Origin of the sequence: Edaphobacter aggregans DSM 19364, from assembly GCF_000745965.1 — a bacterium.
Taxonomy (GTDB): domain Bacteria; phylum Acidobacteriota; class Terriglobia; order Terriglobales; family Acidobacteriaceae; genus Edaphobacter; species Edaphobacter aggregans.
The window spans coordinates 1-18,348 of record NZ_JQKI01000097.1 but is presented as its reverse complement, the minus strand read 5'-3'; the positions used below and the strand labels follow the sequence as shown (position 1 = coordinate 18,348).

At 56.0% G+C, this 18,348-nt stretch carries 13 protein-coding genes; 5 read left to right on the top strand and 8 right to left on the bottom strand.

Going from position 1 to position 18,348, the window contains the following annotated elements:
- Window positions 1-632: 632 nt before the first annotated feature.
- The 3 genes from Q363_RS23850 to Q363_RS23840 all read right to left on the bottom strand — a co-directional run bounded on the left by Q363_RS23850 (window position 633) and on the right by Q363_RS23840 (window position 4,816).
- Complete coding sequence (locus Q363_RS23850) at window positions 633-1,460, bottom strand: fumarylacetoacetate hydrolase family protein (protein WP_035355711.1); 828 nt, start codon at window positions 1,458-1,460, stop codon at window positions 633-635.
- A 44-nt stretch (window positions 1,461-1,504) separates the two neighbouring features.
- Window positions 1,505-3,442, bottom strand: a complete 1,938-nt coding sequence (locus Q363_RS23845) for a YjhG/YagF family D-xylonate dehydratase (protein WP_035355726.1) — start codon at window positions 3,440-3,442, stop codon at window positions 1,505-1,507.
- Window positions 3,443-3,523: 81 nt separating this feature from the next.
- Window positions 3,524-4,816: an MFS transporter gene (locus Q363_RS23840; protein WP_245632423.1), complete on the bottom strand. Its 1,293-nt coding sequence runs from the start codon at window positions 4,814-4,816 to the stop codon at window positions 3,524-3,526.
- A gap of 495 nt (window positions 4,817-5,311) precedes the next feature.
- Between Q363_RS23840 and Q363_RS23835 the strand changes: the two genes are divergently transcribed.
- The 3 genes from Q363_RS23835 to manD all read left to right on the top strand — a co-directional run bounded on the left by Q363_RS23835 (window position 5,312) and on the right by manD (window position 8,792).
- Window positions 5,312-6,712, top strand: coding sequence for a Gfo/Idh/MocA family protein (locus Q363_RS23835; protein WP_051979223.1), 1,401 nt, complete (start codon window positions 5,312-5,314; stop codon window positions 6,710-6,712).
- 120 nt (window positions 6,713-6,832) lie between these two features.
- Window positions 6,833-7,576, top strand: a complete 744-nt coding sequence (locus tag Q363_RS23830; protein WP_035355709.1) for an SDR family NAD(P)-dependent oxidoreductase — start codon at window positions 6,833-6,835, stop codon at window positions 7,574-7,576.
- Between the two features lie 7 nt (window positions 7,577-7,583).
- Window positions 7,584-8,792 carry a D-mannonate dehydratase ManD gene (manD, locus tag Q363_RS23825; RefSeq protein ID WP_035355705.1) on the top strand — a complete coding sequence of 403 codons (1,209 nt, stop codon included), beginning with the start codon at window positions 7,584-7,586 and terminating at the stop codon, window positions 8,790-8,792.
- 8 nt (window positions 8,793-8,800) lie between these two features.
- On the opposite strand, the gene Q363_RS23820 is transcribed toward manD, so the two are convergent.
- The 5 genes from Q363_RS23820 to Q363_RS23800 all read right to left on the bottom strand — a co-directional run bounded on the left by Q363_RS23820 (window position 8,801) and on the right by Q363_RS23800 (window position 16,843).
- Complete coding sequence (locus Q363_RS23820) at window positions 8,801-10,144, bottom strand: MFS transporter (protein WP_245632422.1); 1,344 nt, start codon at window positions 10,142-10,144, stop codon at window positions 8,801-8,803.
- 119 nt (window positions 10,145-10,263) lie between these two features.
- Window positions 10,264-11,508: an ROK family transcriptional regulator gene (locus Q363_RS23815; RefSeq protein WP_051979222.1), complete on the bottom strand. Its 1,245-nt coding sequence runs from the start codon at window positions 11,506-11,508 to the stop codon at window positions 10,264-10,266.
- Between the two features lie 283 nt (window positions 11,509-11,791).
- Complete coding sequence (locus tag Q363_RS23810; protein WP_051979221.1) at window positions 11,792-15,367, bottom strand: TonB-dependent receptor; 3,576 nt, start codon at window positions 15,365-15,367, stop codon at window positions 11,792-11,794.
- 506 nt (window positions 15,368-15,873) lie between these two features.
- Window positions 15,874-16,053, bottom strand: a complete 180-nt coding sequence (locus Q363_RS38920) for a DUF1259 domain-containing protein (protein ID WP_211256317.1) — start codon at window positions 16,051-16,053, stop codon at window positions 15,874-15,876.
- A 142-nt stretch (window positions 16,054-16,195) separates the two neighbouring features.
- Entirely contained in the window at window positions 16,196-16,843 is a 648-nt protein-coding gene (locus Q363_RS23800; RefSeq protein WP_245632421.1) for a 5'-3' exonuclease, read from the bottom strand.
- A gap of 196 nt (window positions 16,844-17,039) precedes the next feature.
- Here Q363_RS23800 and Q363_RS23795 point away from each other — a divergent pair, with 196 nt between their 5' ends.
- Window positions 17,040-17,462 (top strand): hypothetical protein, encoded by a 423-nt coding sequence (locus Q363_RS23795; protein WP_035355701.1) that lies wholly within the window; start codon window positions 17,040-17,042, stop codon window positions 17,460-17,462.
- The coding region (locus tag Q363_RS23790) for an RAD55 family ATPase (RefSeq protein WP_035355699.1) at window positions 17,459-18,348 on the top strand (890 nt) is incomplete at its 3' end. The genes Q363_RS23795 and Q363_RS23790, both read left to right, overlap by 4 nt.

Genomic DNA, 18,348 nt, shown 5'->3' with positions numbered 1-18,348 from the left:
TCGGGCATGCGTTGGCGATCATCAAAGCGCAACAGGATCTCAAGTATGCTCCGAAGGTAAAGACCAACAGTGAGAAAAACGGCTATCGTAAGCGAGGACGGAAGATCTACGGACCACCGGAGCTGCCGGCGAACGCGCCGGGCCCGAAAGCGGTGGAAATGACGGCCTGATGGAAAGCATGGAAGACCGGACGATGAAGCTGTCCGGTCTCCCACCCTTCCCACAGTCCTTGGAAATCCCTGCGGGATTACCACATTCCCCCCGCACGACGACGACGGACATTTCTACTTTGCAGAGATTAGGACATTTCAACTTTGCCAACACCCGGCCATATTAGCTCCGGATAGAAATGTCCGGTTTCTGCAAAGTTGAAATGTCCAAACTACCCTTCCGAAAGTGAGCTTTGGGAGGAAGAGATTGGGCTTAGTAACGATGAGCGGACGCGAGCTGCAACGCATAGAGGTTCTTTCTGAGGTTTTGGCACGGCGGCGCACGGAGATTTCGGCCGCGGCAATTCTGGGACTCAGTACCAGGCAGACACGGCGGCTGCTGACAGCGTATCGCGATGGTGGTGGAGGTGCGCATCTTTGGCGCGTTGTTGGGCCAAGAGGGACGTCAGGAGTAAATCGCGATTACGTCGCGACTTGATTTTCCAGTGTTCCGATATTGTCGATTGAGATGATGATGCGATCGCCCGCAATGAGCGTGAACGCGTCATGCGGAACGATTCCGGTGCCTGTCATCAGAAATGCACCTTCAGGAAAACTGTTCTCGCGAAACAGATAACTCACAAGTTCTGTCACCGGACGCTTCAACTCCGCGAGTGTAGTCTGCCCGAAATAGGCAGATGCACCGCCGCGTTCAATTTGAATGCGAATGGCCGTATCCTTCGGCAAATCGCCACTTTCGAGCAGCAAGCAAGGGCCTATGGCACAGCTCCCGTCGTATACCTTTGCTTGCGGGAGATACAGCGGGTTCTCTCCTTCGATGTCTCGTGAGCTCATATCATTTCCAATGGTATAGCCGAGAATTTTGCCGCTCGAATGGATTGCCAGCGTGAGTTCCGGCTCTGGCACTGACCAGCAAGCGTCCTTGCGGATACGAACCTCGCCAAACGGACCGACAACGCGCCTTCCGGATGCTTTGAAGAACAGTTCTGGGCGTTCGGCCGCATACACGTGGTCGTAGAAACTGCCGCCACCTGCTTCTTTGGACTCCTCCATGCGCGCGCTGCGGCTGCGGAAGTACGTTACTCCAGCCGCCCACACCTCCTGCGCGCTCACTGGGCTGAGCAACGCCATGCCGCCCAGCGACTTCAGTGATTCGCCATGTTGTGCTGCCCGCACACGATCATGGAGATTTGCATCACATAACAGCTCGTCCCAGCTCGTTGCTTCCACATGCCAGAAGCAGTTGAGTCCTTCTCCAAAGAATCCTTTGTCTGTCCTGTAAAGCCTCACGTTCCCTTTCCACCTTTCGTTGCAGCGTTATGCAAAAAAGACTTCTAAGCGTTGCTCTTCTCAAGTGCGGTACAAATCGCGTCGGTGTCGTACACGCATCCACCCCAAACACCGCCGCTCACCTGCACCAATGCAGCCCACAAACGTGTATCCGCAGGTAATTCAGAGTGCGGCGCCAGGTCGCACCGGGAACTTCTAGCTGTGAGTCGTCGCGCGCCTTCGGCTGGATCGAACTGGTGCTCGCCTTCCCCCGTAAGGTCGACGCTTCCAATGAGTGATCGGCGGTCGACGGTAATAGTGATTGTGTCGCCATCCACAAGTTTCCCAATCGGACCACCTGCCAGAGCTTCTGGCGAGATATGCCCCACACACGCGCCGGTAGAGACGCCGCTGAAGCGTGCGTCCGTGAGGACTGCCACATGCTTGCAGAACGGCAGGTTTTTGAGAGCCGAAGTTATCTGGTAGATCTCCTGCATTCCTGCGCCCTTTGGACCCGCGCAGATCAATACCATGACATCTCCTTTGGAGATGCCGCCGCTTTTGATGGCTGCGATTGCGTCCGCCTCGCGTACAAACACTCGCGCGTGCCCCGTATGGCGATACACCTGATCTGCATCGATCAGCGCTGGATCGATGGATGTACTTTTGATGACCGCCCCTTCGGGCGCAAGGTTTCCGCCAGGAAAGCACACTGTCGATGTCAGTCCGCATTGCCGCGCACGCTCCGGCGACAAGATCACGTCGTCGGGATCGATACCGTCGAGTTCCCGGAGGCGCTCGCGCAGCGCCCGTCGACGCCTCGATGTTTCCCACCAACGAAGATTTTCAGAAAGGGTTGCCCCCGTTACTGTTTGCACGCTCGTATCAAGCAAACCAAGCCGCTCAAGGTGCAGCATCACCTCGGGAACGCCGCCTGCAAGAAACACCTGAACGGTTGCGAAGTTTTGCGGCCCATTTGGGAGCGCGTCCACCAGCCGTGGCGTTGCGCGATTGACGGACTCCCAATCGTTGCGGCCAGGACGCCGCAATCCTGCTGCGTGCGCAATGGCAGGCACGTGGAGCAACAGGTTAGTCGAACCACCAAACGCTGCATGGAGAACCATCGCGTTGCGTATCGCTGCGTCGGTCAGGACATCCCGGGTGCCGATGCCTTTCTGCACCAATCGCAGCATTGCCCGCGCCGAGCGCGTTGCGGCATCGAGCCAGACAGCCTGCCCCGAAGGGGCTAAGGCGCTATGCGGCAACGAAAGCCCAAGGGCTTCACCAACCACCTGCGATGTCGCCGCTGTTCCGAGAAACTGGCAGCCGCCGCCTGGCGATGCGCAAGCGCGGCAACCCATCTCTGCTGCTTCTTCCAGCGACATCTGTCCCTGCGCAAACCGTGCGCCGATCGTCTGCACCTTACCAGCGTCTTCACCTAATTCCGGCAGCAGCGTGACACCGCCTGGAATGAGTACCGAGGGCAGGGGCCCCGAAGATGCCAGCGCCATCATCATTGCAGGCAGCCCCTTATCGCAGGTAGCCACACCGAGCACGCCTTTACGGGTAGGCAGCGATCGCATGAGCCGTCGCAGCACCATCGCCGCGTCGTTCCGAAAGGGCAAGGAATCAAGCATTCCCGTCGTCCCCTGCGTCCTGCCGTCGCAGGGATCCGTGCACGCGCCGGCAAAGGGAACGGCGCGAAGGTTGCGCAACTCGCGTGCAGCTTCACTTACCAACAGACCTACTTCCCAATGACCTGTGTGGAAGCCAAGCGCGATGGGCGTTCCGTCCGCCGCTCGCACGCCGCCGTGAGTGCTTAGAATCAGGAACTCGGGATCAAGTAGCCGCTCCGGCTCCCAACCCATGCCTGCGCTTTGGGTAAGACCAAAGAGATTGCCTGAGGGCTCGAGTAAGAGCATCTCTGCAGTGATAGGCAGGCTGCCTTCCGGCCCCGGGGCGTGTGTGCGCGTCCCGGAGAGCTCGATTTCGCTTTCGAGCACTTCATTCAAGTCCGGAGTTGCTCGCCGCTTTCCGCTCACGCTATTGCCCCCATTCTAAACTCCACACGCCGGCGGTACTCCCTAATGCCGTTCGTCGCTTGCTTTCGCTCCAACTGACATTGCTACTGCGGAGCAGTTCGCCACAGCCAGGTTTCTCCTGGGCATTAGTAATAGCAACACTGATGAGCACAGCAACGCGATCGCCATCAGCAAAAATCCCGCGCCGGAATTGCCAGTGATCGCGCGTGTCCAGCCAACAAGATAACTTCCGGAAAATCCGCCCAGCGCGCCGGCGCTGTTAATCAACGCCATGACCTCTCCAACAGCGGCTCGCGGAATGCGCTCCGGTATGATCGCCCAAAACGGGCCGTAGGGCGCGTACATGGCAGCGCCGCCGACAATCATGGAGGCAAACGCCAGCGAAAAGCTCTTTCCAGCTAGCAGAAACGAGACAAAAAGCGCTAGCGACGCCAGAAGCAGACTGGGCCAAACCAACGACTCTCGTCGTCCTGTTCGATCAGAAATTGTGGAAATTGCCAACATGGCGCCAATAGCCACGAGATATGGAATGCCAGAGAGGATACCTGTTCGCCCCATCGAAAGGGACGCACCTTCACGCACGATCGCCGGCAGCCAAAGCACGAAGCCGTAGATTCCGAGGCTCCAACAGAAGTATTGCGCGCAAAGCAATATCACATCGGGCCGACGTAACGCTTCGAACACCGAGCCAACTGGAGGCACTGAGGCCTGCTCTGCAGCGAGAACTTCTTCAAGGGATTCGGCTGCCGTGCGCGGCATCCACGGTGTCTGCAACGGTTTGTCTCGAACCACGATCCACCAGACTCCTGCCCAGAGGACAGCCGGCAGCCCCTCAACGATGAAGGTCCTCTGCCAGCCAAAACGCTGAACCAGGTAGCCTGTGATGAGCGACATCCAGAGGACAGTGACGGGATTTCCCAGTATCAGCAAACCATTGGCCCTGCCGCGTTCCGAGCGTACAAACCAATTGGTTAGCAGAAGCAGCATGGCCGGGAAGATGATGCTTTCCGCCGCGCCAAGCGAAACGCGAACAATACAGAGCAGCCAGAAACTGCGAAGTACGCCCGTGAGCGCCGCACAGACACCCCAGGCCATCAGCAGAACTGTGATGAGACGCCGCACGCCGACGCGCCGGGCCAAAGCGGCTGCAGGGAGTTGAAAGAGAAAGTAACCCAGAAAGAAGAGGCTGCCAAGAAGCGAAACCTGTTTCTCACTGATGCCGAGGGTTTCGCCCATACCGGCTGCCGCACCAAAGCCGAAATTGGCTCGATCGAGGTACGCCAAACTATAGGTAACAAACACGATGGGGAGCAACCAGGTGTAGCGGCGACCCAACCCAGGGTGCCCTGGGTTCGAACTGCGTACTTCTACGGACTGCTGTTTAACGGAGTTCAACTTAACGGAGTTCAACGTCGCGCTGTTGTGATCTTTCCGCATATGTTGAAAAACTGGCAGAGACTCCAGAGGAGTTCCCGTCTCGATTCCGCTCCATCGAAAGGTAATCCAAAATGGGCGGTACACCTGCCGGTTCCCTGTATCTCTCGGACGTTTCAACACCTATAAGGCTAACCTGCGGAATTCTCTTCTCGGCTTTCTTTCTTGTCAAAAAGTATTCTTTCGCTCATCCGGTTTGTTGCCAATACCGCATTCCTACACAATTCTAGGGGTATACTGCGTTCTCTAGATCAGATCGATCACAACAAAATTAGTTGTGCTCCGAAATAAAATTGTGGGAAAATTTTCGGAACGTTACACCTGCAGTGTTGCTGGTATATCGCGACAGGGTGTCCTGGCAATTACGGAGCAACCTGTCAGTTTGAGGAGACTTCAATGAGCGAGACATCCGCCGCGCCGCCCCGTACCGTTCAGACCAAGAACCGCCGCGACTTCCTGAAGGGTACTGCGGCCTTAGCAGCGACGGCCGGCTTCCCCACAATTGTCCCTGCAGCGGTCTTCGGTCAGAACGCACCTTCGAATCGTATCAATGTGGGCGCGATCGGAGTTGGGCGTATCTCACGCGGCCACGACCTGCCCGGCATCTGGAAGTACGATCAGGCCCGCATCATCGCAGTCTGTGACCTGGATCCGAACCGTGTTGACGCAGGCAAAACTCTCGTGAACGGCGTCTATGCCAAAAAGACCGGGCAAACTTATAACGCGACCTTAGGCTTTAACGACTACCGCGAACTGCTGGCGAACAAGGATATCGACGCCGTCGTCATCTCCACTCCGGACCATCAGCACGCCATACTTGCCGTTGACGCTGTCCGCGCAGGCAAAGATGTTTATCTGCAGAAGCCTGCTTCGCTCACGATCTCCGAAGGTCGAACGATGGCCGATGCTGTGAAACAGTCGGGACGCATCCTGCAGATCGGCTCTCAACAGCGCTCCTGGAAGCAGTTCCGCCGCGCATGCGAATTGGTTCGTAACGGCCGGATCGGAGAGATCAAGCATGTAGAAATTGGACTCCCAGGCGATCCCTCGGGCGGAGATCCGACTCCTATGCCAGTACCTGCAGGCTTTAACTACGATGCCTGGCTCGGATCAACGCCAGTCGTTCCCTACACGGTCGATCGCGTTATGCCGACGAAGGGTTTTGATCGCCCCGGCTGGCTACGATGCGAGCAGTTCGGCGCTGGAATGATCACCGGCTGGGGTGCTCATCACGTCGATACGGCGCATTGGGGAATGAACACCGAGCTTACCGGTCCGATCGAGATCTGGGGCACCGCTGAGTTCCCAAAGAGTGGCTTGTGGGATGTACACGGCCCATTCAAAACTCATGCCGTTTACGAGAACGGCATAACCATGACAATCAGCGGAGAGTTTCAGAACGGGATCAAGTTCTACGGCACTCATGGATGGATCTTTGTGTGCCGGGATGAGCAGGCTTCGCCCACTGCAGCGGCAGGGGAGAAGGCAAAGATTGAACCCCTCGTGGCAAGCGATCCTAAGATTCTGGATAGCGTCATCGGCCCCAACGAGGTTCATCTTTACTACAGTGACGACCAGCACGGGAACTGGCTGGACTGCATACGGTCACGCAAGGAACCGATCGCGCCCGCCGAAGTCGGACATCGCGCCTGCTCCACCTGCCTCCTCCACCACATCGCGATGAAGACCGGCCGTCGCCTTCGTTGGGATCCCGTCAAGGAGAAATTCAAGAATGATGATGACGCCAATCGCCGGCTGAGTCGGCCGCAACGTGCACCCTACGTCATTCACGCATGAATCGATCTTGCCATTAATTTGGCTGCAGGATTATTGCTCTCGACGTCTTCGAAAACGCCACCACGTACTCTACTCTGACTGGAAGTCAACGTTAGGAACGCCTCTGTGAACCTTACAGGAATGAAAGCCGTAGTGATTGGTGGCACCTCCGGCATCGGAAGAGCATTGGCACTCGGTCTGGCACGCGCAGGCGCCGATGTTGCGGCATCCTCCCGCTCCCGCGAGATGGTGGATGCCATCGCAGATGAGATCGAATCTCTTGGCGTTGCCAGCCTGAGAGTTGCCAGCGACGTTTGCGACCGCGACTCGCTCGTAGCCTTACGTGACCGCACTCTGGCGTCATTCGGGACCGTCGACATTCTGATTAATTCAGCTGGCATCACACGTAGAGTCCCGACCGTAGAGATGGATGAGGAGCTTTGGAACCAGATATTCAACGTAAACCTCACGGGCACGCTTCGAGCGTGTCAAATTTTTGGTGAAGAGATGCTAAAGCGCCGATTCGGCCGCATCATCAACATTGCTTCGCTATCCAGCTTCGTTGCATTTCAGGAAGTAGCAGCCTACGGCGCCAGTAAAGCAGCTGTGGCTTCGCTCACTCGTTCACTTGCTGTCGAGTGGTCCCGCCTTGGGGTGACCGTCAACGCCATCGCTCCCGGGATCTTTCCTACTCTCCTCAACAGCAAAATCATTGACAGCCAGCGCGGACAGGAGTTGCTCCTGCGCACCCCGATGGGCCGTTTTGGAGAGACCTCCGAGTTGGTTACCACTGCCGTCTACCTCGCCAGCCGTGAAACCAGTTTCACAACCGGCCAAATCATCACGGTCGACGGCGGTATGATGGCCAGCGGCGTCAATCAATAGGACCCTAATGAAGATCAAAGGCGCATACCTTATCGTCTGTTCCCCGGACCGCAACTTCGTCACCCTCAAAATAGAAACGGACGAAGGCATCTACGGACTTGGCGATGCAACTCTTAATGGCCGCGAACTTGCCGTTGCCTCCTATCTCACCGAGCATGTAATTCCCTGTCTCATCGGACGCGACCCCTTTCAGGTCGAGGACATCTGGCAATATCTCTATCGAGGAGCCTATTGGCGTCGGGGCCCTGTGACCATGAGCGCCATCGCGGCAGTCGACGTCGCTCTCTGGGATATCAAGGCAAAGGCGTTCAACACTCCGCTTTACAACCTGCTGGGGGGCAAGAGCAGAGAAGGTGTCCTCGTGTATGCCCATGCCAACGGAACCGATATCGCCGAAGCAGTCGACAGCGTACAGAAGCACGTTGACCTCGGATATCTCGCTGTCCGTGCACAAAGCGGAGTGCCCGGTGTCGCCTCAAGCTATGGCGTCCCCAAAGGCGGCAAACCTTATGAACCCGCAGAGCGAGGACTTCCAAGCGAGAGCCTGTGGTCCAGCGAACGTTATCTCAACTTCGTTCCAAAGCTCTTCCAGGCAGTTCGCAGTGCCTGCGGAGAGGACCTGCATCTCCTCCACGATGTTCACCATCGCCTTACGCCCATCGAAGCAGCTCGGCTCGGCAAGGAACTGGAGCCGTTTCATCTCTTCTGGATGGAGGATCCCACACCAGCGGAGAATTCAGACGCGTTCCGTGTCATACGCGAACACACCACGACACCCATAGCGACGGGCGAAGTCTTCAACTCCTTCTGGGACGCACACGATCTTATCCGAAACCAATGGATCGATTACCTCCGGATGACCATTGTTCACGGCGGCGGCATCACCGCGCTCAAAAAGGCTGCCGACTTTGCAGCGATCTACCAGGTGCGGACCGGATTTCATGGTGCCACCGACCTGTCACCCGTCACCATGGCCGCAGCGCTTCATTTCGGACTTGCGATTCACAACTTTGGAATCCAGGAGCACATGCCGCACACTGCTCTCACTGACGAGGTCTTCCCGCACCAATACACCTTCAACGCCGGTTATTTACACCCCGGCGAAGGCCCTGGACTTGGCGTGGACATTGACGAGAAGCTCGCAGCAAAATATCCATACCAGCGCGCCTATCTTCCAGTTGCCCGCAAAATCGATGGCACCCTCACTGAATGGTAATGAAGGCCTCACACGGCATCCGCTCGCACTCCCAGCCTCGGAACCAGCAGATGCATGATGCCGAGCGCCGCCAGATAGACCATGCTCGACAGGCCGAAGACAAACAGCGGATGCATTGAAAAAGTTTGCTTGATGATCGCAGTAAAGATCGCGCCTCCAGCCGCCCCCATGGCGCCTCCAAACCCTACCACCGTCGAAACGGCAGTGCTCGGAAACATATCACCAGTAGTGGAAAAGAGGTTTGCCGACCAACCCTGATGAGCGGCGGCCGCCAGCGCCAACAACAACGTCGCAGGCCACGGATTCCTGGGAAACATCTGACCAAGATGCGGTACGAAGACGATCGGCAAGACGCAGATCGCCATCGTCAGCATCGCAAGCTTACGGCCAGCGTTGATCGAGAATCCGCGCTTCATCAGCACACCAGAAAGCCCCCCGCCGAGTATGGAACCGACGGACGATACCAGGTACACGGTCACCAGAAACCAGTACTGTGCGCGCAACTCGAGCCCATAATTGCGGTTAAGAAACTGTGGGAGGTAGAAGAGATAAAACCACCAGACTCCGTCCGTTAGTCCCTTCCCCACCGCAAATGCCCAGGCCCCTCGATTGCCCAACAGGGAGAGATAACTTTGCTTCTCTGACGGAAGAGCCAGACGTGCCTGCGTTACCGTACTGTAGCTCCGTCTCAGTCTGTTGTAGGGAAACAACAGCCATAGGACCAGCCATATCATTCCCATCGAACCAGTGGCAACAAAGGCGTATCTCCACCCCCACCGTGCTGTGACTGTCGCCACCAGCAACGGCGCTACGAAATACGAAAAATTTGCGCCTGAATTGAACAGACCCGTCGCGAGCGCACGTTCTTCGGTCGGAAACCACTCCGAGGTAGCTTTGATAGCCGCCGGAAAATTGCCCGCCTCCCCCAAACCTAGACAGACACGTGCAACAAAGAAGCCGGCCACCGAAGTTACCAACGAGTGAGACATCGACGCCGCTCCCCAGATAAGAATCGCCAGTGCGTATCCTCGCCTGGTGCCCAGTCGATCGATCATCCGTCCGGCGGTAAGTAAACCAATGCCATAAGCGATCTGAAAGGAGATGACGATATTGCCAAAATTATTATCGAAGGCTGCCTGGTGAAATCTGTCGGCTGCCGGATTCCATCCCATGAAGGGAACGGTATGCAGCACTGGTTCAATTAGAGAGAAGACCGAGCGGTCCATGTAGTTAATCGTCGTAGCAAGAAAAAGCAGAAAACATACCACCCACCGCATCGGCGAAACGTCCGATTCACCACCCACTACAACGTCCTCCTGAATTGACGACGTGAGGTTCTGTCGATTCGCCACAAGCTCTCCTTTAAAGGGCCCCGCAGACTGCCGGTCCACTCCGCATTTCCCTGGATAGCGAACTTCCACACTTTGCCGCGATTAACTACGGTGTCCTGCCACAGAAAGTTTCAGGAAGGCTAAGTCCTCTTGGGTCTAGCTCCATTCGCCGACTGCCGGTTCGAGCCAGAGTGGCGCTGTAACACGAGAGCTGCGGCGCCTCGGAGGCGATCTGATTCAACATCGGTCATAACAGAAATTCGCGGGGCCTCTCCGACGAGCATGTTCTTGGCTAGTTCTTTTTCCACGATCGGGCCAAACCGCTTCCACGACGTCGTTAAGCCTCCCGTCAGAAGAATCATCTCCGGGGACAATACCGATGCAATGATGCTGAGCCCCTGCCCCAGGTACGCGGCTTGCCGATTCAGGGCCGTAATCGCTTTTTCATCGCCGTCCTCCGCAAGGTTAAGCAATTCCATGATGGTCGGACGCGGCGCACCGGGCACACTGTCAGCATAAAAATTAATGGCTGCCCGCGATGACGCAAATACCTCCCAACAGCCGCGCCTTCCGCAGCCGCATCGCGGTCCCTGCGGGTCGATCGGAACATGACCGAACTCCCCCGCAAGGCCTGACTTCCCCTTCACCAGATGACCGTTCGCCAAGATCGCGGAACCGACCCCTTCCGAGATCGTGACTAGTACGGCCTCGCGAACACCATCCATGTGACCAAACCACAGCTCCGAGAGCAAGCAAGCGTTCGCAGCGTTATCCATCTCTATCTGCAGCGGAATCTTTCGTTCGATCGCACCCTTAATGTCATAGTCAGACCAGGAAAGATTCGGAGCAAGGATCAGTCGCTGAGTGGCCGGATCAACTCGTCCCGGCAGGCTGAGTCCGATCCCCTCGAACGACCGGTCAGGGTAGTTCGCGATCATCCTCTTCATCGCAGCGACAATGTTTTCGACTCCGCGAGCGGGATCCTTGATCAGAGGCAGGGTCTCACGCGAAAGGAATCGACCATTCAGGTCAACGACTGCGATGATCACCTGGTTTGGTCGGATGTCCGAAACCAGAATCACCATATCGGGATTGAGCGATAAAAGCGTAGGACGTCTTCCCCTCGGAAGACGTGCTGCCGGGCCCTCGCTGATCCACTTTTCATCCAGCAGCTGCTCCACGATTGCAGAGATCGTGCTCGGCCGCAAACCGGAAAGCCGCGACAGGTCGGCTCTCGAGATCGGCTGCTTGGTACGAATGAACTCAAGCACGACATCACGGTTGATGTCACGCGCTACTTCACTCGAGGCGCGTACCGCATAAGCGAGATCCACGCGCTGGATCCCTTTCGTTCTGCCTCGCGACTTTGTTACGACCTTGTACATAGATTGATTGACTTCTGCCTTGGCTCGTTCTTTGATAGAACGAAGATGCAGTATAACCTTTGGTACCAATCAGAGTAGACGCTTACCCGCTGCTTTCTGGGGATCAAGAGAACTACCTCAATGTAATCTACGGGCGCGAATCTCCGGACGGCACAGACACGCCTTGGGAGCGTTGTCCCATCTCTAGCGCCGCGGAAGAAAGGATAGCTGGCTGCTCGTCTACGCTTCTCCTCTCCCATCATCCCGTTCTCTGGAACAGCCGTATTTCTCGCTCGGCTATGAGTTAGAAATTGATTCTTCCGCTTAGGTTCACGCTTCGTCCACCAGTATTTGCCGCCAGCGCCGTAACTTTGCCGAAGTTCGCTCCGGAGATGTTGGCATTCGGGTTCGCGAACGCTGGAGTGTTGGTCACGTTGAAGGATTCTGCCCTAAGCTGCAACTTCAGCCTCTCCCCCCATATTCCAAACTCCCGGACAATGCTGGCATCCAGGTTGAACAGGCCGGGCCCACGCAGCATATTGCGTGAGGAGGTGCCGAACCGTGGCGCCCCAGTCACCGGAGCGAACGCGGTTGTATCAAAGTAAGCTGGAAGATTACCTACCGCGTTGGTACCGCTGCGGTACGTTTTGCCAATCATCACATTTGGCTTGACCAGGTCCGCCACCTGGCTGTTTCCGGGCGCATTCAGCACCGTCGTTGCGTCCGTTACCGTAAAGGGAACGCCGCTCAGTTTGCTCAGGGCAGTATTCAGTTCCCAGTCGCCTAGAACCTTCCCGGCAAATCCGGTCGTCAGCCAATGTCCATTCTTGCCAAACGGCGACTGGGCAACCACCCACCATTGCAGGTTATTCGTGCGATCGAACCCTGCTGTGCCCTTGTTGCGGTCCCAGTAGGTCAGATAGTTGAACAGCAGACCGCTGTACGTCGAGTTGTCGTTGTAGTTGATGGCGTGTGACCACGTATAAATCAGCGCCGTATTCACTCCTCGTCCCACACGGCGTGACAACTGCGTCTGCAGGCTATGATAACTTGCGCCTCGAAATGGCTGATTTGAGGTAATGTCCGACGTCGATCCCACAGATGTATAGAGCAGGCGGCCCGTCGTGCCTCCTCCCGGAGGCGCGGCATTGATGTTCAACGAAGTAATAGCGCGAACCGCTTGCGTTCCCACATACGTCAGATTCAGATTGAATCCCGCCATCAGGTCCTGTTGCACCGCCGCATTCCACGACTCGATGTATCCCCGCCTGAACTTCTTTGGCACCGTCTCCGTTGAGACGTTCGATGGAAGTGTAAGGAACCCCGTACTGTAATCCGGCGCTGGAATATTGGGAATCCCCACAATCTGTGTTCCCGGAACTGTGCCCGTCCCCGTACCACATCCTGTGACACTGTTGGCAGCATCCGCCGCAAGGAGGCAATCGTTCGCCGTATATCCATTCGCGCCCGACGAATTTACATTCGTCACCGCGCCATAGGTCTCGCGAAAACGCCGGAAGTTGTCCGGATCAACCGTGATGCCGAATCCCGCTCGCAGCACCGTATGTTGGGTTGCCCGATATGCCACTCCAAGACGGGGAACGATCATGCCCCACCCTATTTCCTCGCCTGTATCCGTCGGGTTGCCTCCCTTCCCTCCAATCACCACATTGTTCGTCCTTCCCAACGTGGGATCGAATCGGAAGACACCCTCATGGTCGCGAGTTGCAAACGGATAATACTCGTACCGCGCTCCCAACGTGAGGGTCAGTTTCGGCGAGAACTGCCATTGGTCCTGCGCATACCCGGCAAAGGTCGACCATCGCACTGCGTTAGGATTCAAAACCTGCACGGCTTTGCCGAATGTCTGTGGAAGGCCAAGCAGAAAATCCGCAAGCTGATTGAAGATTGTCGGTGTCGTTCCGCCAATCGTCGTGAGGCCGCCCGTGAACTGGAAGCCACCTCGCGGTGTCGCTACATTCGATCCCTGCGGCTGAAAGTGGTTGATCGCCGAATGCGTGTGCTCCGCGCCGAAGGCAAAGCTGTGACGTCCCTTATTCCACACTAGGTTGATGTTCTCAACGTACTGGTTGTCACGAAACTTAAACGGGCTGGCCGTGTTTTGGTTCCCAATCGACGAAAAAGCAGCTGATCCGCTCGAAGAAGCGCCTCCACCGAACCCCGACGCTGCCGCAGCCGAAAACACAAATCCAGGTTGACCGCTCTGCTCGATGTCAGGCCCGTTTGTTCCCGGGATCCCCAGCGTATCGAGGCCGTAGTTCGTTCCAAAGTCCGGGCCCTGCCCGCCGATTCGCTGCCGTGCATATCCCGCGTTCACCGTCAGAAGAAGATTTTGCGCGAAGAGATGCGTTAACCCCAGCCCGACGTTCTGAATCCTTCCCTCCAATGCCCCAGGATTGCCACCGTCAAAAGGCGACCCATTCGCAGCGCCAAGTGCCGGCGGATCGTTGATCGCATACGGCGCAATGCTGTATCGCCCAAAGATTGTGTTCTTCTCATTCGGGTTGTAATTAATCTTCGTGTCGTACTTTGTCATTGTGTAAGACGAAGCTGCCGATCCGACATAGTTGTTCGCGATCGACGAATAGCAGTTGTTCACGCAATTGTTTGGGGCCGGCAGAAGCGACAGCATTTTCTTGGCAGCCGCACTGATCCTCGATGCCGGGATGATCATTCGGCCTGAGGGATCTTGCGTCGCAAAACTTGCCCTGCCTACGCCTGTTTGGGCTCTAACCGTCCCTCCATTTCCTGACAGAAGCGTCGTCTGTCCCGTCCGGGGATCATAGATTTGTGCCTGAGTGGTTCCTGCCAGGTAGCCCGTAAAGTCGCCATTGATCAGTTGCGGCGTCGGAATCGTTTGGAAGCCGCTCGTCCCTTGGACACGGGTAATGCGGTCAGCGTCAAAGAAGAAGAACAACTTATCTCTGAAAATCGGACCGCCGATCGAGCCTCCAAACTCGTTATAGATATTCTTTGGCCTTACCCGAAGGGTCGTCGTCGATTGATAGTAGTTCCTTGCGTTGTACTGATTGATACTGTTGTACTCAAACGCCGTGCCATGAAACTTATTCGTGCCCGACTTGATGGTCACGTTAATCGAAGCCCCGCCCGCCGTTCCCTGGTCGGCCGTGAAACTGTTCGTCACCACGTTCACGCTTTGAATGGCGTCCTGTGGCGGAACATAGGCGATCAGGTAAGGAAGCCATGGATACGAGACCGTCGCTCCGTCGACTCGGGTCGAGTTAGCCGCCCACGAAACACCATTCGCATTGCTCGCCTGCGCGCGCATCGGGTTACCGCCGGTTGAGTTCTGCTCAGCTGGCGGCGTAAATCCTGGGACAAATTTATAAAGTGATTGAAAATTCCGGCCGTAACTGCTCGTCGTAGGCAACTCCGCAAGCTGCACCGGGTTAATCTCAGCATTGACGTCGGCCTTATCGGTCTGAAGAACAGGCATCGCCGTCGTAACCTGTAGTTCCTGCGACACCGTCCCGACATTCAGTTGTGCGTTCTGCCGAACGATCTGATTCGGCTCAACATGTATGCCGTCGATCTTCAGGTCCGCATACGAGGGAGCCGTGACCGTGACTGTATAAACGCCCTGCTGCAGATCTTGAAAGAGAAAGATCCCGTCGCCGTTCGTCGCGCCAGTGCGCTGAAATCCCGTTAAGGTATTGACCACCGTCACAGACGCTCCAACAATCGCCGCGCCAGTCTGATCGGTGACATTGCCCGTAAGAGTTCCGTAAAGGTTCTGCGCTGCGACCCTTTCGGTTCCAACCAAACCCGACAAAGACAAGATGGCAATCGTGATCCAGCTAACGGTCAGACGAGAGAGAAGTTTCCGCGCTATGGTCATCGGGGTCCTCATCCGCATCATTCGAGATGGAATTCTCGAACGGCTTTAACGGAATTAATTTGCGACCCGCAATTTATACGGGAGGAAGAGAATATGTCAAGGACGTTTTTAGACAACCTGCGCTCAAAAAGGCATTGAGACCCTGTTTCCAAAGCCAAACAACTGTTCGTGGCCCTAAATCCAGTCGTCAGAATAAATAAGTGACCTTAGGGGCATTTTGACGTTCTCGACGCCAACATGCGGATTCAATCCGGTTTCGAGATCGATTACAGCAGCATCTGGTTCAATCGAGCGATGCAGGGTCTCAATCGGACAAATCTTGAACCGGAAGCAACCCTGATCAGGAAAGCTCCTGTAATGCAACCACCTCGCAATCGCGGCCGTTATTCGCTGCCAACGCCTTCGCTTGAACTGCAGCGATCGTGTGCATGAGCAGAGAACAAAGCGCGAGAGGCGTGCCTCCTGTGTCTCTACGGACTGAGTGACCTGATTCATCGTTTTTGAACTCATTTGAGCTGAGGTTTCTGTGAGTTCGTCACATCGAGAGCGGCGCGAAGTCCATGTGCCAGCTTCACCGCATCGTCGTTCGCCCAAAAGTGCATGAAATAAAGATGGGGCTGCTCAAATAGCATGTGATTGTGCATGGCCGTCACGTCAATTCCATGTGTCCGAAGAGCGCGGATCACTGGACGACTCTCAACCTATTTGCCGTGAGATTTACCCGATCTTGCCAACGCAGCGCGACGGACCAGATCAGGTAACTTTAGTCGATCGCAGTATTCCTCAAAGTTGGGACGCGACCCTATCCAACGAAGATCCTGAATCGAATCAAAGACGGGACCATCCAGCCGCAAGGTCGCGAGCGTGCGAAACAAGAGGGCGTCGTTCCAGGCATTGAACAGTGATTCGGACAGTGGGCGGGCCCTCCGTATTGACGGATGCCACGCTCGCCACTCCTTTCGGAATGTCTTCGAGGTGCGGGTACTGAGATAAGGTGAGAGCCGCAGCTTTTTCGCCCCATCGGGACAGACCGGGGAAGCCATCTGCAGGGTCGCCGACTAGGGCCAGGTAGTCCGGAATCGATTGTGGACTTACGCCGAATTTGGCTACAACCCCCGCTTCATCGCGCAAAATGTCGCGCCGTCGGTCCAGTTGAACGACTCGCGTGCCGACAACGCACTGACTGAGATCTTTGTCGGGCGTACAAATGATTACCTGCTTCACACTGTCATCTTGCGATGCTTTACCGGCGGCGGAGGCGAGCGCATCATCCGCCTCATAGTGGACCATCGGCCACACCATCACTCCGAGTGCTTCCAGCGCTTCCTCGAGAATGGGGAACTGCGAGAGCAACTCCTGAGGCACACCTTCGCTGGTCTTGTAACCGGGATACAGATCATTCCGAAACGACTCCACAACATGATCGGTCGCGACTCCGATATGAGTTGCTCCGCGCTCGATCGTCGTATATTCCAAGGGTTTTTTTTCGGCGCACCTCAACCTATGGAGCATCTGCTCCTGGATTGTCGAAAGATCGGTTCGCCCTTCTCTTAAACTCGAATCCATCGTGATCTGCCTATGCTGCATACAGATTCATTAGCCCTCTCGTCAACATGAGTGAAAATGAATAGAGAGAAGTTCAGGTGGCGTCTAGAAGGCTGTCCGACAGGAGATGATGAATCAACTTGGAGTCAGTTCCAACATAAAACAACTTGCGGAGCGGCTTGTAGCATTCGAAGCCGCCGCGCAGAACAGTTCTAAGGATGATGCGCACGCAACGTGCCGCGTTTGTGAAAAGTTGCGCCGTCCGCTCACCACCTTAACGGGAACTGCGGGATTCACCTCTGTCCTTTCACGAGCTCTAACATTGGCCAAGCGGGAAGCGCCCGCCCTTCGCGTTGTTCAAATCAGACCGGATGGTTCGATGGAAGGTCTCTCCAGTGAGACTGCGACAGCACATTCCGTCTTGGTTGCATACCTGCTCAACCTTCTCGTTACCTTCATTGGCGAAGTCGTAACGATGTGGCTTTTGACCGACATCTGGCCCGATGTTCCCGCTCTCGAATTAAGTTCTCCAAGGGATGAATCGAAATGAACCAGCACAACAAAGTACAGCTTAATAAGCTCCCTTCCGGGGTTCCAGGCCTTGATGAAATTTTGGGAGGCGGATTTCCGGAATTATCGTTCAATATCATCGCGGGCGCACCGGGATGCGGGAAAACCACGTTGGCACATCAGTTTGTGTTCGCGAATGCTACGGTGGATAGACCGGCCCTTTACTTCACGGTCCTCGGCGAACCCGCCCTTAAGATGCTGCGATACCAGCAGCAGTACAGCTTTTTCGACGCGACAAAATTGAACGGTGCCGTCCGCTTCGTGAATCTCAGTCAGGAATTGGTTGAGCGTGGGCTGCAGGGGGTGTTAAAGGAGATCACGAAATTGGTGCAAAGCACGAACGCGGGCATTGTTGTGGTGGACTCTTTCCGCACGGTACTTCGTCACGAGCACCGCGGTGACCGGGAAGTTGAGGTACAGACGTTCGTACAGGAGCTTGCCCTACTTCTCACCAGTTGGGAGGCAACGACCTTTCTGATAGGTGAGTACAGCGACGCGGAATTAATCGACAATCCCGTTTTCACGGTTGCCGACGGCCTATTTTGGCTTTACCAACAAATAGAGAGGAACTCGGTAGTACGAAAATTTCAAGCAATGAAGCTGCGAGGCCAGCTGTCGGTACCCGGCATGCATACCTTCCGCATCACCAATGCCGGCTTACAAGCCTTCTCTCGAACGCTTGGCTTGACCGGAAATAGGAGAAAGGCACCCGATAGGAGACGCCTGTCCACCGGAATTGCGAAGCTCGATGAAATGATGGGCGGAGGCATTCCGGAAGGGGACAGCCTGTTGGTGGCCGGTTCTTCGGGAACCGGCAAGTCTCTGTTGGCCACCCAATTCATCTCAGCTGGACTGCGCGAGGGGGA

What these genes read in the sequence shown, in the direction of transcription:
- Q363_RS23835 (WP_051979223.1), top strand. Translation starts at nt 5,312, where the DNA reads ATGAGCGAGACATCCGCCGCGCCGCCCCGTACCGTTCAGACCAAGAAC.
- Q363_RS23830 (WP_035355709.1), top strand. Translation starts at nt 6,833, where the DNA reads ATGAAAGCCGTAGTGATTGGTGGCACCTCCGGCATCGGAAGAGCATTG.
- manD (WP_035355705.1), top strand. Translation starts at nt 7,584, where the DNA reads ATGAAGATCAAAGGCGCATACCTTATCGTCTGTTCCCCGGACCGCAAC.
- Q363_RS23815 (WP_051979222.1), bottom strand. Translation starts at nt 11,508, where the DNA reads ATGTACAAGGTCGTAACAAAGTCGCGAGGCAGAACGAAAGGGATCCAG.
- Q363_RS23810 (WP_051979221.1), bottom strand. Translation starts at nt 15,367, where the DNA reads ATGACCATAGCGCGGAAACTTCTCTCTCGTCTGACCGTTAGCTGGATC.
- Q363_RS23795 (WP_035355701.1), top strand. Translation starts at nt 17,040, where the DNA reads ATGATGAATCAACTTGGAGTCAGTTCCAACATAAAACAACTTGCGGAG.